This is a genomic window from Actinosynnema sp. NPDC049800, from assembly GCF_040656635.1.
Lineage (GTDB): Bacteria > Actinomycetota > Actinomycetes > Mycobacteriales > Pseudonocardiaceae > Actinosynnema.
In genome coordinates this window covers 231,457-247,100 of record NZ_JBFAMT010000007.1, presented here as the reverse complement: position 1 = coordinate 247,100, position 15,644 = coordinate 231,457, and the positions used below count along the sequence as shown (strand labels likewise).

12 protein-coding genes are annotated in these 15,644 nt (G+C 72.4%); 5 read left to right on the top strand and 7 right to left on the bottom strand.

Annotated elements, in window-relative coordinates:
- Window positions 1-150: 150 nt before the first annotated feature.
- Window positions 151-1,215: a DUF4037 domain-containing protein gene (locus AB0I91_RS12175; RefSeq protein WP_499636706.1), complete on the bottom strand. Its 1,065-nt coding sequence runs from the start codon at window positions 1,213-1,215 to the stop codon at window positions 151-153.
- A 111-nt stretch (window positions 1,216-1,326) separates the two neighbouring features.
- On the opposite strand from AB0I91_RS12175, the gene AB0I91_RS12170 reads away from it, so the two are divergent.
- Window positions 1,327-2,922 (top strand): alpha/beta hydrolase, encoded by a 1,596-nt coding sequence (locus AB0I91_RS12170; protein WP_498785342.1) that lies wholly within the window; start codon window positions 1,327-1,329, stop codon window positions 2,920-2,922.
- Here the strand turns inward: AB0I91_RS12170 and AB0I91_RS12165 are convergent.
- Entirely contained in the window at window positions 2,870-3,946 is a 1,077-nt protein-coding gene (locus AB0I91_RS12165; RefSeq protein ID WP_499636704.1) for a hypothetical protein, read from the bottom strand. The two genes, AB0I91_RS12170 and AB0I91_RS12165, sit on opposite strands and share 53 nt — an antisense overlap.
- A gap of 24 nt (window positions 3,947-3,970) precedes the next feature.
- On the bottom strand, window positions 3,971-6,052 hold the full coding sequence (locus AB0I91_RS12160) for an MMPL family transporter (RefSeq protein WP_499636702.1): 2,082 nt from the start codon (window positions 6,050-6,052) through the stop codon (window positions 3,971-3,973).
- Between the two features lie 77 nt (window positions 6,053-6,129).
- Here AB0I91_RS12160 and AB0I91_RS12155 point away from each other — a divergent pair, with 77 nt between their 5' ends.
- Entirely contained in the window at window positions 6,130-6,732 is a 603-nt protein-coding gene (locus tag AB0I91_RS12155; protein ID WP_498785335.1) for a TetR/AcrR family transcriptional regulator, read from the top strand.
- Between the two features lie 55 nt (window positions 6,733-6,787).
- On the opposite strand, the gene AB0I91_RS12150 is transcribed toward AB0I91_RS12155, so the two are convergent.
- Entirely contained in the window at window positions 6,788-8,455 is a 1,668-nt protein-coding gene (locus tag AB0I91_RS12150) for a vWA domain-containing protein (protein ID WP_499636700.1), read from the bottom strand.
- Window positions 8,456-8,823: 368 nt separating this feature from the next.
- Here AB0I91_RS12150 and AB0I91_RS12145 point away from each other — a divergent pair, with 368 nt between their 5' ends.
- Window positions 8,824-9,357, top strand: coding sequence for an O-acetyl-ADP-ribose deacetylase (locus AB0I91_RS12145; RefSeq protein ID WP_498785331.1), 534 nt, complete (start codon window positions 8,824-8,826; stop codon window positions 9,355-9,357).
- Between the two features lie 51 nt (window positions 9,358-9,408).
- Here AB0I91_RS12145 and AB0I91_RS12140 read toward each other — a convergent pair whose 3' ends face one another.
- Window positions 9,409-12,234 carry an aconitate hydratase gene (locus tag AB0I91_RS12140; RefSeq protein WP_498785329.1) on the bottom strand — a complete coding sequence of 942 codons (2,826 nt, stop codon included), beginning with the start codon at window positions 12,232-12,234 and terminating at the stop codon, window positions 9,409-9,411.
- Window positions 12,235-12,379: 145 nt separating this feature from the next.
- Between AB0I91_RS12140 and AB0I91_RS12135 the strand changes: the two genes are divergently transcribed.
- On the top strand, window positions 12,380-13,123 hold the full coding sequence (locus tag AB0I91_RS12135; protein ID WP_498785327.1) for an ABC transporter ATP-binding protein: 744 nt from the start codon (window positions 12,380-12,382) through the stop codon (window positions 13,121-13,123).
- Window positions 13,120-13,767, top strand: a complete 648-nt coding sequence (locus AB0I91_RS12130) for a hypothetical protein (RefSeq protein ID WP_498785325.1) — start codon at window positions 13,120-13,122, stop codon at window positions 13,765-13,767. The genes AB0I91_RS12135 and AB0I91_RS12130 overlap by 4 nt, the downstream gene beginning before the upstream one ends.
- 20 nt (window positions 13,768-13,787) lie before the next feature.
- Here AB0I91_RS12130 and AB0I91_RS12125 read toward each other — a convergent pair whose 3' ends face one another.
- Together AB0I91_RS12125 and AB0I91_RS12120 are read right to left on the bottom strand one after the other, a co-directional pair.
- Entirely contained in the window at window positions 13,788-14,330 is a 543-nt protein-coding gene (locus tag AB0I91_RS12125; RefSeq protein ID WP_498785323.1) for a DapH/DapD/GlmU-related protein, read from the bottom strand.
- Window positions 14,331-14,344: 14 nt separating this feature from the next.
- The gene (locus tag AB0I91_RS12120; RefSeq protein ID WP_498785321.1) at window positions 14,345-15,295 is read right to left on the bottom strand and encodes a LysR family transcriptional regulator; all 951 of its coding nucleotides are present in this window, start codon (window positions 15,293-15,295) and stop codon (window positions 14,345-14,347) included.
- Window positions 15,296-15,644 lie beyond the last annotated feature (349 nt).

Below are 15,644 nucleotides of genomic sequence, written 5' to 3'. Positions count from 1 at the left end.
CGCCGGGGGGCTTGCCCGTCTCCGGTTGGGGCACCGCTTGGGCGGGGGCCTCCCCCGGGCCGGGGCCGCCCGCGGGGGGCTGGGGGTGGGGGGGGGGGCCGGGGCCCGGCGCCGGGCACGGGACCACCGCGTCGTCGGACGGGGTCCCGGCTAGCCCACCAGCTTCCGGCTCCGGGCGGGGTGTTCGAGCACGGCGGTGCTGTCGGCGCACTGGTCGATCGCGCCGAGCAGCGGCAGGGCGGCCACCTCCGGGTCGGTGATCGCGGCGCGCAGGGCGGTGGTGAAGCGGTCGGCGCGCAGCACCCGGAACGGGCGGTCGTGGTACGGGCGGGTGGTCGGGTCGACCGGTTCGGCCAGGCCGAGGTCGTTGCACCGCGCGGCGATCCGCTCGTACGCCACGGCCAGGTGGTCCTCCCGCGCACGCCAGTCGGTCGCCGCCACCGCGGCCCGCAGCACCGGCACGAGGTCGGCGTAGCGGGCGAACGCGCTGCCGAGCCACTTGTCGTACGGCGGGTAGCGCCGGTCCAGCAGCAGCCGCAACCGCATCAGGTCACGGGTCAGCCTGGCCGCGACCACGGCCGACCCCAGCTCGTCGCCGACCTCGCCGCACCGCCCGACGAACGCCTCCTCCTCCGCGACGCGCGACCACTGGCACGCCGGCACGTGCCGCCACACGTCGTCCGGGTACCACCGCAACGCCTCCCGTGCCACCGTCAGCACCCCGAGCCCGTCGTGGAACACCGCGCCGGCCGTCGTCTCCGCCAACCGCTGCGTCGGCGCGCCCAACCAGTCCCGCACGGTCACGCCGCGGCGCGGGTCGAACCCCAACCGCCGGTCGAACCACGTGGCCGCGTCGACGGCCTCCACCCGGTGGCGCACCGGCCCGTCCGTCACGGCCATCCGCCCGACGCCGTCGTCGTCCGTGCCGACGAAGTGCGTGGGATACCCGAGGAACACCTTGGGCAGGTGCTCGGCCAGCGCCGTCGAGATGTCGTCGGCCCGGGTGTCGTCCGGGTCGAGGAACAGCTGCAGGCGCGGCCCCCATTCGTGGTCGGCGGACCGTTCGGTGTCGAAGCCGAGCACCTCCGAACCGGAGCCGAGCCGGCCCGCGCTGTGCGGCACCTCGCCGAAGTGCGTCCGGACCAGCGGTTCGACCGCCTCCCGGTAGAACCGCTCGGCCAGCACCAAGCCCGGCATGAACCGTCCGTAGGCCACGAATCCTCCGTTCTGCGGGTGTTGCCAGACACGATCGAGTGAAAGCCTCGCGCGATGACGTCGCGGTGTCACTGAGGGGCGACGTCGAGTGAACCGAGGGAGCGCTACCGCATGCAACTCCGTAACAGAGCGCTGGTCCTCGCGCTGGCCGTGGGCACGGCGGTGTCCGGTCTCGTGGGAACCGGCACCGCCGCCGCACAGGAAGCGCGAGGCGCCACCCCCGTCCAGTGGGCGGCCTGCGCCCAGGACGTCCTGGACGAGATCCCGGCCGCGCAGCGCGACAAGGTCAGCTGCGCGAACCACCCCGTGCCGCTGGACCACCGCAAGCCCGACGGGGCCAAGATCACCATCGCGCTGATGAAGCGCCCGGCCGACGACCAGGCGAACAAGGTCGGCTCGCTGTTCATCAACCCCGGCGGCCCGGGCGGCGCCGGCCTGATCTACTCCGCCTACGGCAGCTCGTTCTTCCAGCCGGAGGTCATGAACCGGTTCGACCTGATCGGGTTCGACCCCCGCGGCGTCGGCCGCAGCTCGCCGTTGCGCTGCTTCAAGACCCTCGAAGAGGCCAACGAGGTCTTCGGCCGCATGTCCGGCATCCCGGTCACCCGCACCGAGATCCGCGACACCACGGACGCGACCGAGGACTACACCGACGCGTGCGCGCGCAACGCCGGCCCGTTGCTGAACCACATGTCCACCGAGGCCGTCGCCCGTGACCTCGACCTGCTGCGGCAGGGCGTGGGCGACCGGCAGCTCACGTTCGTCGGCTTCTCCTACGGCACGCTGCTCGGCGCGACCTACGCCAACATCTTCCCGTCGAAGTCGCGCGCCCTCGTGCTGGACGGCAACGTCGACCCGGCGCTGCGCACCTCCGACGGCGCGGAGTACGACCGCCAGCGCGCGCGGGGCTTCGAGCTCGCGCTGGACGCGTTCCTCAAGCGCTGCGACGCCGAGGGCGACAAGTGCGCCTACAGCGACGGCGACCCGCGGGCCAAGTTCGACGAGGTGCGCGACCACCTGCGCACCCGCTCGATCACGCTGCCCACCAACCAGGTCGTGACCTACGACGGCTACATCGGCCGGGTCGCCGGTGACCTGTACGCGCCGACCCGCTTCAAGGCGCTGGCCGCGTGGTTGCAGAGCATCCACGCCGTGCTGCACCCCGGCGCCGCCACGTTCTCCGCGCAGGAGCAGGCCGACCTGCTGCCGCCGTTGGCGAACAAGCGCGGTCTGGCCGACGTCCGCGCCGGGCTCACGGGTGACACCGAGTACCTGGCCGACGACTCGTACTACGGCGTGAACTGCACGGACAAGCCGTTCCTCCGGGTGCCGCAGCTGTTCCCGGCGGTGGCCGCGAAGTGGGAGCGGGAGTCGCCGACGTTCGGCCGCATGCAGGCCGCGTCCGACCTGCTCACGTGCGCGACCTGGCCGGCGCCCTTCCCGGACCGCTGGTCGGGGCCGTGGAACAAGCGCACGCCGAACCCGATCGTCGTCGTGGGCAACTACTACGACCCGGCCACGCAGTACGAGTTCAGCAAGCGCATGGACCGACAGCTCGGCAACGCGCGCCTGCTCAGCGTGGACGCGTTCGGGCACTGCATCCTCGGCGACAGCGCGGGTGTCGACACCTTGGTGACCGACTACCTGGTGAACCTCAAGGCCCCGGCGGACGGCCAGGTGTTCCAGCCGAACGCCCAGCCGTTCTAGTGGCTCCGGGTGCGGCCGTCGTCGCGAAGGCGACGGCCGCACCCGCCAGGACCACCAGCTCCGTCGGCACGGGCGTGGTGCGCAGCCAGGTCAGGCCCAGGTAGACGACGGCGGTGAGCAGCACGATCGGGCTCCGGCGCCGCCACGACCACACCGCCAGCCCGATCGCGACGACGAACGCCAGGAACAGCTCGTCGTAGTCGACCCACGGACCGACCGCCACGGCGATGGCGACGCCTTCGATCCCGCCGGTCTCGTTCCGCCCGCCGGGCGCGTTCGCGAGCATCGCGGGGAGTTCCGGCGTCAGGAACACCCGGTCCACGACCGGCCACACCGCCAAGCCGATGCCGACCAGCAGCAGCGGGTACCACGCGCCGGGACGGCGGGCGTTCAGGTCGTAGGCGGCGACCACCACCGCCGCGACCACCAGCGCGAGCGCGCTGTAGTGCCACAACGAGCCGAGCAGCCCGACGATCGCCACCACGTGCCACGGCCGCACCCGGTCGACCCTGGTGTGCGCGAGCACCGCACCGGCCAGGACCACCAGCTCCGGGTGGGGCGGGAAGTCGAACGCGGGCACGACCGGGATGGGCGAGGTCAGCGGCGCGTAGGCGAACCAGCCGAACTCCTCGACCGGTTCCTGGCGGAAGTGCCAGACGGCGGCCAGGTATCCCACCGCCGTGACCGCGACGACGTAGCCGCGCGCACGCCACGCCCAGATCCCCAGCCCGACGGCCACCACCACGCCGAGCAGGAACTGCCACAGGTCGAACGCGGTCACCCCGACGGAGAACCACGACCCGGCCGCCGACGTCAGCGCGAACGCGGTCGACCCGGTCACCAGCAACGGGAACCAGGCGCCGGGCCGCTCGGCGTGCGCCTCGCGCGCCTTCACCAGCAAACCGGCGATCACCAGCGGGAGCGAGACGTCCAGCGGCGGGCCGTCCTCCCAGAGCGGGAGGACGAGCCCGACCAGCACCGGCAACGCCCACAAGGTCTTCCACCACACGGTTCCCGTGTCCACGACGGCCCCCATAAGGGCGCAACCCTAGCGGCCCTCCGAGAGGCCGAACCGGAGGTGCACGCGGCGCAGCCACGCCGGCGCCCACCAGTTGGCGCGTCCGGCCAGCCGCATCAACGCGGGCACCAGCACGGCGCGCACGAGCGTCGCGTCCACGGCGATCGCCACCGCCAGCCCCGCGCCCAGCATCTGCAGGTACATCACGCGGCCCGTGGTGTACGCGGCGAACGACAGGGCCAGGATCGCGGCGGCGGCCGTGATCAACGGCGCGCTGCGCTGGATCCCGGCGGTGACGGCGGCCCGGTCGTCACCGGTGCGGGCGTGCTCTTCGGCGATGCGGGACACCATGAACACCTCGTAGTCCATGGACAGGCCGTACGCGATGCAGAACATCAGGATCGGGATGCTCGGCTCGACCGTGCCGGTGGGCGTGAAGCCGAGCAGGTGCGCCAGGTTGCCCTCCTGGAAGCCCCACACCACCACGCCGAACATCACGGCCAGGCTGAGCAGGTTCAGCGCGGTCGCCTTCACCGGCAGCAGGACGCTGCCCGTCATCAGGAACAGCAGCACGAACGTGATCGCCAGGATCAGGCCCACCACCAGCGGCACCCGGTCGGTGAGGGCGTCGCGGAAGTCGGCCAGCTCGGCCGGGTAGCCGCCGACGAGGTAGTCCGGCTCCAGCGCGCGCACCCGCTGGACCAGCGCCGGCACGTCGCCGGAGAGCGCTTCCTGGGACGGGATCGCCGACCACGTGGTGCCGTAGCCGTTGGTGGTGACGTCCACCTGCACGATGCCGGGCACGTCGCCGAGCCGTGCCGCGTAGTCGTCGTTCCCCTGGACGTCCTTCGCGATCACGCGGATGGCGTCGGTCTGCTCCTGGCCGAAGCCGGCGCGGATCTCCTCCTGCACCACCCGGCTGGACGCGTCCGCCGGCAGGACCCGGTCGTCGGGCAGGCCGACCCGCAGGCCCAGCACCGGCGCGGCGAGCAGGAGCAGCAACGCCAGCGCCGCGCCGCCGACCAGCAGCGGGCGGTTCATCACCGCGTTCGCCGTCCGCGCCCAGAAACCGGTGGCGCGCTCGGTCGCCGGGTGCGGCTTCAGGCACGCCAGGGCCGCGGGCAGGACGACGAGCGCGCCCAGCACGGACAGACCCACCACCAGCACGCCCGCGTAGGCGAAGGAACGCAGGAACGGGAAGGGGAACAGCACGAGCATCGCCAGCGACGCGGCCACCGTGAGGCCGCTGAACAGGACCGTGCGCCCGGCCGTCGCGACCGCCCGTTCGACGGCCGCCGGCACGGTCGCGCCGCCGGCGAGCTCCTCCCGGTAGCGGGCGATGACGAACAGGCAGTAGTCCACGCCCAGGGCCAGGCCCATGACCAGCGTGATGTTCGCGGCGAACGTCGACACCTCGGTGAAGCGCGTGAGGCCGCGCAACGCGGCGAGCGTGCCGACCATCGCGAACAGCCCGATGCCGAGCGTGGTCAACGCCAGCGACACGCGCCGGTACAGGAGCACCAGCAGGAGCAGCACCACCGGCACCACGATCGCCTCGGCGCGCAGGAAGTCCCGCGCGGCCTGGGCGCCGACCTGGCGGAACACCTCGTCCTGCCCGCCGACACCCACCTCGATCACGTCGTCGGCGCGGGTGAACCGCTCGGAGAGGCCGGCGATGGCGGCCCGCGCGTCGGTGGCGCTGCCGGGCACCCAGGCCAGGATCAACGCCTGGCCGCCGTCCTCGGACCGCAGGGCCGGGCTGCGACGGTCCCAGTAGGACTCGACCTGCCGCACGTCCGGCGCGAGCTCGGCGGCCAGCGCGCGGGCCCGGTCGGCGGTGCGCGGGTCGTCCACGTCGCCGCCGCGCGCCGTGACCAGCAGGGTCAGGTTGGGGTTGCCGGTGCCGAACTCCTCGGCCAGCACCTCGGCCGCGCGCAGCGACTCCGTGCCGGGCGCCTCGAAGCGGGACAGCGACAGGGCCGACAACGCGCCGCTGCCCACGACGGCGGCGGCCGCCGCGACCAGCGCGGCGACGACCAGGACCAAGCGTCGCCGGCGCACGGCGAAACGCCCCAGCAGGTGCACGGGGTTCTCCTCGACTAGGTGTCGCATAAAATGCGAGCGATCGCTCGTGTCGCAAAAGTACGAGTGATTGCTCGTGTTTGTCAACGAGTGAGAAGGTGGTGCCCGTGGAGCCGAAGGTGGTGCGCCGGCAGGCGCGGGGCGAGCGGCGGATGGCCGAACTGCAGGACGCGGCGGCGGCCGTCTTCGCGGAGGTCGGCTACGAGGCCGCGACGACCAACGCCATCGCCGCGCGGGCGGGCGTGTCGCCGGGCACGCTGTACCAGTTCTACGGCAACAAGGAGGCCATCGCGCAGGCGCTGGCCGACCGGTACCTGGAGCAGCTGCGGTCGGCGCACGGCGCGTTGACGCCCGAGCTCGCGCACCTGCCGCTGGACGAGCTGATCGACCGGATGGCGGGGCCGATGGTGGCGGTGAACGTGGCCAACCCCGGCTTCAAGGCCCTGTTCGGCCGGTCGGACATGCCCGAGCAGCTGGCCGCGCCGACCAGGGCCGTGCACGCGGCGGTCTTCGGGCGGATCGACGCGGTGCTGGCCGCGCGGCGCCCGGACCTGCCCGCCGCCGACCGCGCCCGCACCGCGCAGGTGACCATGCGGCTGTTCGGCGGGCTGATCCCGATGATCGTCTCGGCCGAGGAGGGCGAGCGCCCGGCGTTGGTGCAGGAGCTGAAGAAGGTGCTGCGCGGCTACCTCGGGCCGATCGTGGGGTGAGCGGGCGTGAGGGGCGCCCCGGGTGTGGACGCCCCTCACGGTCTCGCGGTAACCGCTACTTCGGCGGCGGCGGGACCAGGCAGCTCACGGGAGCCGACTGGTTGCCCGAGGCGTCCACGCCGTAGACGAGCGCGTCGCCCTTGAGCGTGATGCGCCAGTCGATGTCACCGACGCCGGGCTTCTGGTTGGGCGTCGCGCCAGGGGCCTGCACCAGCTTGATCTTGGTGCCGGTCGGGAACCCGCCGAAGACCGCCGGGCTGGCCGAGTCGGACACGAAGACCTGCGGGTCCGGGTCCACCGCGTCGGTCGCGGAGAGGATGAAGAACCCGTCCTCGTTGTCGGCCGGTGGCTCGTTGCCGCCGCCCGGGTTGTTGGTCGGCTCGCACGTCACGACCGGGGGAGTGGTGTCGACCCAGTCCTTCAGCACGTCGTCGCACACCTGGTGGCCGGCGGCGTGGGTGAAGCAGCCGCGGATCGAGTCCTGGCCGAGGCCCGCGAGGCCCTGCGCGGCCGGGTAGGTGAAGTCGACCGCGCCCGCGGCGGAGGTGTTGCCGTTGCCGGCGCCGCCCGCGTTCGGGCCGCTGAGGATCGAGAAGTCGACCGGGACGTTCGCCACCGGGTCGCCGAAGTCGTCGGTGACGGTCGCGGTCACGGTGTGCGTCTGGCCGGGCGTGCCCAGCTCGTTGACCTCGTGCTCGGGCTCCACGTCGATGGCCGCGGCGCACCCGCGCACGTTCACCGTCGGGTTGCCGAACGTCACGACGTGGCCCTCGGCGTCGGTGTAGGCGACGGTCGGGTTGACCGCCAGCACGCCGCCACCGGTGGCCGGGAGGTGGGTCGCGGTGAACGTCATCGTCACCGTCTCGGTGCCGAGCTCGTCGATGGTCCAGGTGAGCTGGTTGCCGTTCTGGGCGACCGCGCCCTTGGCCACCGCCGCGCCGCCGACCGAGAACTGCGGCGACACCGTGTCGACCACGGTCACGCCGGTCGCCGCGGGCACCACGATGGCCGCGCCGATCGCCTCGAAGACCTCCTGCAACTGGGCCGGGGTCGGCGCCTCGTAGTAGTGCGTGGCGTCGGGGTCCGTGGTCCAGTCCTGGATCTCGGCCGAGTCGACGGAGCCGAGGCCGATGCCGAAGATCTCGGTGCCGGCGTTGCGCGCCGCCGCGGCCGCGGGGCTCGCGTCGGGACCCACGGTCGTCTGGCCGTCGGTCATGATGACCATGATCTTCTCGTTCGTGGGCTCCGAGCCGGCCAGCTGCGCCTGCCCGGTGGTGATGGCCGCCGAGTGGTTCGTGCCGCCGGACGCGACCAGGGCGTCGATGGCGGACTTGGCGGCGTTCGCGTCGGACGACAGCGGGGTGTCGACGGAGGCGCCGTCGGCGAAGCTGACCACGCCGATGCGGCTGCCGTTGGCGACCACGCCGTCCAGCGAGCCGTCGGTGGCCTCGTCGATGATGTCCACGAACGACTTCGCGGCGGCCTTCAGGTCGCCGATCGCCCCCTGCATGCTGCCGGACCGGTCGAGGACCAGTTCGATGTCGACCGGGTTGCCCGCGATGCCGGTCTCGGCGTCGAGCGTCACGGTGACCGGGACCGAACCGCCGCAGGCGATGTCCGTCACCCCCAGTGCCTTGGTCCCGGTGACGGTGCCTCCCGCGGCTGCCGCGCCGGTGGTCGTGGCGAGTGGGGCCGCGAGTGCGGCCAACAGGATCGCGGTCACGCCGCAAGCCCGTCTTCGAGTGGTGATGTGCATTCTGATTCGCACCTCCTCGTGCGCGCCGACGAGACGTGAAATCCCCTCTGGAGTCACGTTCGCGCATTCCGGCGAAGCCGGGTAAGTCAGTCCCCGAACAGGTGCGGACCAGCGAAGATCCGACCGAATGACACTGCCGTGCGACTCGGAAGCGTCGGCATGGAGAGGTTAAACGCAAATTTTGCGAAAGAGCAATCGGTTCACCCGATCGGGGTAATAAGAATCATCGGTCGTTTTCGATCTGCGGATCGTTACGGACGAAACTTGAATTGTGACGACAATGCGGCGGCACAGCGTCCCGGAGCGCATGCCCGAGCGGTGGGACACTGATCGGCATGGCGCGGATCGGGTTCGTCCTCGGGGACATCACGGAGCAGCACGTCGACGTCGTGGTGAACGCCGCGAACTCGTCCCTGCTCGGCGGCGGCGGTGTGGACGGCGCGATCCACCGCAAGGGCGGCCCGGAGATCCTCGCCGCGTGCCGCGAGCTGCGGGCGGGCCACTACGGCGGCGGCCTCCGGACCGGCCAGGCGGTGGCCACGACGGCGGGCCGCCTGCCGGCCAAGTGGGTCGTGCACACCGTCGGCCCGGTCTGGTCGGCCGCGGAGGACCGCTCGGCCCTGCTGGCCGACTGCCACCGCAACGCGCTGCGCGTGGCCGCCGACCTCGGCGCCACCTCCATCGCGTTCCCGGCCATCTCCACCGGCGTCTACCGCTGGCCGGTCGCCTCCGCCGCCCGGATCGCCCTGTCCGCCGTCGCCGACGCCCCGGCGGACCTCGCCGTCCGCTTCGTCCTCTTCGACCGCGCCACCTACGACGCCTTCCGCGCCGCGGCCGAAGAGCAAGGGGTCGAACGCGAAGGGGTGTAACGCGACGGGGCCGCCCACCCGGAGGTGGACGGCCCCGGCACGTGACGCGGACTAGCCGCGCACCATCTTGCGCAGCACGTACTGCATGATGCCGCCGTTGCGGTAGTAGTCGGCCTCACCCGGCGTGTCGATGCGGACCACCGCGTCGAACTCCACCTTCGAGCCGTCCGCCTTCGCCGCCACCACGTGCACCGTGCGCGGCGTGTCGCCGTCGTTCAGCGCGGTGATGCCGGTGAAGTCGAAGGTCTCCGTGCCGTCCAGGCCGAGCGACGCCGCCGTCGAACCCTCGGGGAACTGCAGCGGCAGCACGCCCATGCCGATCAGGTTCGACCGGTGGATGCGCTCGAACGACTCGGCGATCACGGCGCGCACGCCGAGCAGCGAGGTGCCCTTCGCGGCCCAGTCGCGCGACGAGCCCGAGCCGTACTCCTTGCCCGCCAGCACGACCAGCGGGACGCCCGCCGCGGCGTAGGCCTCGGACGCGTCGTAGATCGTGGTCTGCGGCGCGCCCTCCTCCAGGAAGTTGCGGGTGAAGCCGCCCTGCACGTCGTCCAGCAGCAGGTTGCGCAGCCGGATGTTGGCGAACGTGCCCCGGATCATCACCTCGTGGTTGCCGCGCCGGGAACCGTAGGAGTTGAAGTCCTTGCGCTCGACGCCGTGCTCGGTCAGGTACTTGCCCGCGGGCGAGTCCGCCTTGATCGCGCCGGCGGGCGAGATGTGGTCGGTGGTGACCGAGTCGCCGAGCAGCGCCAGCACGCGCGCGCCGCTGATCTCCGTGACCGGCGACGGCTCCATCTCCATGCCCTCGAAGTACGGGGGCTTGCGCACGTACGTCGACTGCGGGTCCCACTCGAACGTCTTGCCGGTCGGCGTGGGCAGCGACTGCCAGCGCTGGTCGCCTGCGAACACGTCGGCGTAGCCCGCGGTGAAGCCCTCCGGCGAGATCGCCGACGCGACGACCTCCGAGATCTCCTGCGGCGACGGCCAGATGTCGGCCAGGTACACGGGCTTGCCGTCCTGGTCCTTGCCGAGCGGCTCGGTGGTGATGTCCTTGTCCATCGAACCGGCCAGCGCGTACGCCACCACCAGCGGCGGGGACGCGAGGTAGTTCATCTTGATGTCCGGGTTGATCCGGCCCTCGAAGTTCCGGTTGCCCGACAGCACCGACACCGCGGCCAGGTCGCCCTGGTTGATGCCCGCCGAGATCTCGTCCTGCAGCGGGCCCGAGTTGCCGATGCACGTGGTGCAGCCGTAGCCGACCAGGTGGAAGCCCAGCTTCTCCAGGTACGGCAGCAGCCCGGCGCGCTCGTAGTAGTCCATGACGACCTTGGAGCCCGGCGCGAGGGTCGTCTTGACCCACGGCTTGCGCTCCAGGCCCTTCTCCACGGCCTTCTTCGCCAGCAGCGCCGCGCCGAGCATCACCGACGGGTTCGACGTGTTGGTGCACGACGTGATCGCGGCGATCGCCACCGCGCCGTGGTCCAGCTCGAACTCCGCGCCGTCCAGCGTGACCTTGACCGGCTTGGACGGCCGGCCCTCCGCGCCCTCGGCGGCGGACTGGAACACGTGCGGCTTGCCGCCCGCGTCACCGTTGCTCAGCGCGGGCGAGTCGCTGGCCGGGAACGACTCCTCGGACGCCTCGTCGACCGGCGAGTTCTCCACGCCGTCGGTGTGCGCGACGTAGGAGCCGAGCGCCTGCCGGAACGCCTCCTTGGCGTCGGTCAGCTCGATGCGGTCCTGCGGGCGCTTCGGGCCCGCGATCGACGGCACGACCGTCGACAGGTCCAGCTCCAGCGTCTCGGAGTACACCGGCTCGGCGGCCGGGTCGTGCCACAGGCCCTGCTCCTTGGCGTAGGCCTCGACCAGCGCCAGCTGCTCGGCGGAACGGCCGGTCAGCTTCAGGTAGTCGATGGTCTCGCCGTCGATCGGGAAGATCGCGCAGGTCGAGCCGAACTCCGGGCTCATGTTGCCGATGGTGGCGCGGTTGGCCAGCGGCACCGCACCGACGCCCGAGCCGTAGAACTCGACGAACTTGCCGACCACGCCCTGCTTGCGCAGCATCTCGGTGATCGTGAGCACCAGGTCGGTCGCGGTCGCGCCGGCGGGCAGCTCGCCGTGCAGCTTGAAGCCGACCACGCGCGGGATCAGCATGGAGACCGGCTGGCCGAGCATGGCCGCCTCGGCCTCGATGCCGCCGACGCCCCAGCCGAGCACGCCGATGCCGTTGACCATGGTGGTGTGGCTGTCGGTGCCGACCAGCGTGTCCGGGTAGGCCTGGCCGCCGCGGACCATCACCACGCGGGCCAGGTGCTCGATGTTGACCTGGTGCACGATGCCGGTGCCCGGCGGGACGACCTTGAACTCGTCGAACGCGGTCTGGCCCCAGCGCAGGAACTGGTAGCGCTCCTTGTTGCGCTGGTACTCCAGGTCCACGTTCAGCTCGAACGCGTCCGGCCGGCCGAAGATGTCGGCGATCACCGAGTGGTCGATGACCAGCTCGGCGGGGGCCAGCGGGTTGACCTTCGTCGGGTCGCCGCCCAGCTGGGTGACGGCCTCGCGCATGGTGGCCAGGTCGACCACGCACGGCACGCCGGTGAAGTCCTGCATCACCACGCGGGCGGGCGTGAACTGGATCTCGGTGTCCGGCTCGGCCGAGGGATCCCAGCTGCCCAGCGCACGCACGTGGTCGGCGGTGATGTTCACGCCGTCCTCGGTCCGCAGGAGGTTCTCCAGCAGGATCTTCAAGCTGTACGGCAGGCGCTCGGCGCCGTCGACCGCGCTCAGCCGGAACACCTCGTACGAGGCGTCGCCGACGGTGAGCGTGCCGCGGGCGCCGAAGCTGTCCTTGCTCGCTGGTGCAGTCACGTGAAACTCCATCTGGTGACGCGCAAAGTCGGTAGGGGAACTACTGCCGAGTCTCCCGCACCCGCGGGTGCGATGCCCTCTCACCCCAAACAGTACGCGTGTCCTGTATTCCGCTTCAACCCGGCCCTACCTTGATCGGGGCATCATCACACCCGTGGTGCGTCTTGATCGAATCGGCAAGCGCTACGGCCGCGGCCCGTGGGTGTTGCGCGACGTCACGCTCGCCGTGCGGCCGGGTGAAGTGGTGGTGCTGCGCGGCGGCAACGGCGCCGGCAAGTCGACGCTGCTGCGCGTCGCGGCGGGCGTGACCGCGCCGACGACCGGCCGGGTGAGCCGCGGCGCGTCGGTCGGGTACGCCCCGGAGCGGTTCCCGACCGGGGTGAAGCTGTCCGCCCGTGACTACCTGCGCCACCTCGCCGCCGTGCGCGGCGTGCCGGTGCGGTGGGAGCTGGTGGAGGCGCTGGGGTTCGTCGGCGACCCGGACGCGCCGATGGCCACCCTGTCCAAGGGCAACACGCAGAAGGTCGCGGTCGCGCAGGCGTTGCACGCGACCGACCTGCTGGTGCTCGACGAGCCGTGGTCCGGGCTGGACGCCGCCGCGGGCGCGGTGCTCGGCGAGCTGGTGACCTCGTCGCGGGCCGCCGTCGTGCTGACCGACCACCACGGGCACGACCTGCCGGGCGCCCGCGAGGTGGTGCTCGGCGCGGTACGACCCGGTGGCGTGGTGATCGAGCTCGACCGGGTGGGGGAGGCGTTGGCGCAGATCAGCGCGCTGGAAGGGGTGTTCGCGGCGCACGGGGTCGGCGACGGCGCGCGGGTCGAGGTGCGGGCCGGGTTCAGCGACGGCGTGCTGGCCGAGGCGCTGCGGCTCGGCTGCTCGGTGCGGAGCGTGCGGTCGTGACGGCGCTGGTGCGGTACCTGCTGGTCGACGTGCTGCGCACGCAGCGCTGGCTGCCGCCGTTGCTGCTGCTCGTGGCCGTGCTCGGGATGCTCTACGCCTCCGACGCCGGCCCGCCGCTGCCCGCGTACGCCGGCACGTGCGTGCTGGTCTACCCGGTGTCGGTGTGGCTGACCGTGGTCGTCGCGACCGCGGAGGACCCCGTGCGGCGGACGATGACCGTGGTGACCGCGGGGGGCTGGGCCCGCGCGCAGGCCGCCGTGACCGCGTTGGCCGTGCTCGGGGCGCTGGGCGTGGCCCTGGTCGCCGCGGTGGCCCCGGTCCTGACGCAACCCCGCCCGTACCCGCTCGGCACGGTCGCGCAGGGTTTCGCCGGGTTGGCGGTGTGCGCGCTGGTCGGCGTGGGCGTCGGCGTGCTGTGCAGCCGCCCGGTGATCACGCAGGCCGGCTGGTCGGTCCTCGCCGCGACGGCGCTGGTCGTGCTGGTGTTCCTGTTCGGCCGCACCCCGCCGGTCGGCAACGTGCTGTGGGCGCTGTCGCACGACGACGGCGTCCCGTCCGCGCTGGCGCTCTCGGGCGTGGTCGCGGTGCTGTTCGTGGCCGCCGCGACCTGGCTCGGCTCCGCGGTGGGTCCCCGTCGCGGCTAGCGGTCGTGGCCGGCCGGTCGTCACCACCGCCGGCGGACCGCGGCCTTCGCGCCGGTCACCAGGCTCGCCGGCGGCACGTCGTCGGCCACGACCGCGCCGGCGGCGATCACGGCGTCGCGCCCGATCGTGACGCCGGGCAGGATCGTCGCGCCGGCGCCGATCCACACGTTCTCCGCCACGTCGATGGGCCCGCCGCTGAGCCACCCCCGTCGCTCCTCGGGGTCGACCGGGTGGCCGACGGTGATGAACGTGGCCTTCGGCCCGACCATCACGCGCTCGCCGAGCCGGATGCCGGCGTAGTCCAGGAACGTGCAGTTCTGGTTGATGAACACGCGTCCGGCGAGCTCCAGGCGAAGGCCGTGGTCGGTGTAGAAGGGCGGGTAGATGGTGACCCCGTCCGGCAGCGGCCGGCCGAGGATCGCGGCGAACAGCTCCGCCTTGCCCGCTTCGTCCTCGAACGGCAGCACGTTGAGGCGGGAGGTGAGCTCGGTGGCCCGCAGGACCCGCTCGGACATCGCCCGGAACTCGGCGCTGTGGATGCGCACGAGGCGGTCGTCGCGCATGGCTGGTCGCTTCCTCATCGTGGTGCCGTGCGGGGTGCCGCCAGTGCCCACGACGGGCGCCAGACGGGCCCGGGCGGCGTGGGCAGGCGGTGGAGGTGGTCGATGACCGGCCGGAGTCCCGGGTGGGGATTCGCGGCCGGCAGCAGGAGGGAGAGCGGGTAGGCGATCGTCGGCTCGACGATCGGGATGCGGCGCAGGTCGTAGTGCGTCGGCCAGGTGTACCGGTCGCGCGCGCCGACGAGGGTCGCCACCTCCGCGGAGTCCGCGAGGGTGTCCTGGAGCACCTCGTTGCCGAAGTTCGGGCCCGCCGCGTCGACGCGGAGGTCGAAGTCGGTGGTGAGCTCGTCGTAGAACACCGCCCACTCGCTGCGCGGCGCGATGCCCGGCACCCAGATCCGGTGCTCGCGCAGCCGGGTCGGGGTGAGGCTGCGCGCGGCGGCCAGGGGGTGCCTCGGGCCGACGAGGAGTTCCAGCGGCGAGTCGAACGCGTGGACCATCCGCACTTCGCGCGGCAGCGCGGCCCGCTCGGTGACCGCGCGGAACGAGGCGTCCACCTCGCCCGACTCGACCGCGGCGACCGCCAGGCGCGGGTCGTCGACCCTGAGGGTCACCACGTCGAGGTTGGTGCCGGGACGCGAGCGCCAGTAGTCGTGCAGGACGACCGCCTGCGCGCTGCGCAGCCCGAGGACGTCGACCCGGAGTGCCCGGGAACCGGGCCGGACCGCCGTGACCGCGCGGTCGACGCCGGCGACGACGGTCCGGGCGTGGGGGAGGAACGCCTGCCCGTCGAGCGTCAACTCGACCCCGCGGGCGGTGCGGGTGAACAGGCTGACCCCGAGCTCGCGCTCCAACGAGGCAACCCGCTTGGAGACCGCCTGCTGCGTGACCCCCAGCTCCGCGGCGGCGTGCCCCAACTGCCCGAGCTCGGCCGCCCGCACGAACGACCGCAGCGCTTCCGTGTCCACGGCTCGAGCCTATGGGCGTACAACCGACCGTTGTGGGTGGTCGGGAGCGGGTTGTGTCGTCGCAGCTCGGCGCGGTCGGCCTGGTTCACCTGCTCGACGCCCGGTTGTCCGTGCCGGAACATCGGCCAGTGCTCGCGAGGGTCTCCACAGCGCTCGCCAGCCGGAATTGTCGGACCCCGCCGGCAAATAAGATCAGCGGTCACCTTGGCTGCAGGTGCTCGACGTGAACCGCCGGACCTACCAACTGCCGGAGCCGTGCCCAGGGTGCAGCGTGCCTTGCCTGGTGCACGCTGACAGGCGGGCCTGGCGGCCTTCCGAGGCTGCGGTGCCTGCATGACGTGGGACGAGT

Bases quoted from the DNA above. Each gene is read 5' to 3' on its own strand.
- AB0I91_RS12170 (WP_498785342.1), top strand. From the start codon at position 1,327: ATGCAACTCCGTAACAGAGCGCTGGTCCTCGCGCTGGCCGTGGGCACG.
- AB0I91_RS12160 (WP_499636702.1), bottom strand. From the start codon at position 6,052: ATGCGACACCTAGTCGAGGAGAACCCCGTGCACCTGCTGGGGCGTTTC.
- AB0I91_RS12145 (WP_498785331.1), top strand. From the start codon at position 8,824: ATGGCGCGGATCGGGTTCGTCCTCGGGGACATCACGGAGCAGCACGTC.
- AB0I91_RS12140 (WP_498785329.1), bottom strand. From the start codon at position 12,234: ATGGAGTTTCACGTGACTGCACCAGCGAGCAAGGACAGCTTCGGCGCC.
- AB0I91_RS12125 (WP_498785323.1), bottom strand. From the start codon at position 14,330: ATGCGCGACGACCGCCTCGTGCGCATCCACAGCGCCGAGTTCCGGGCG.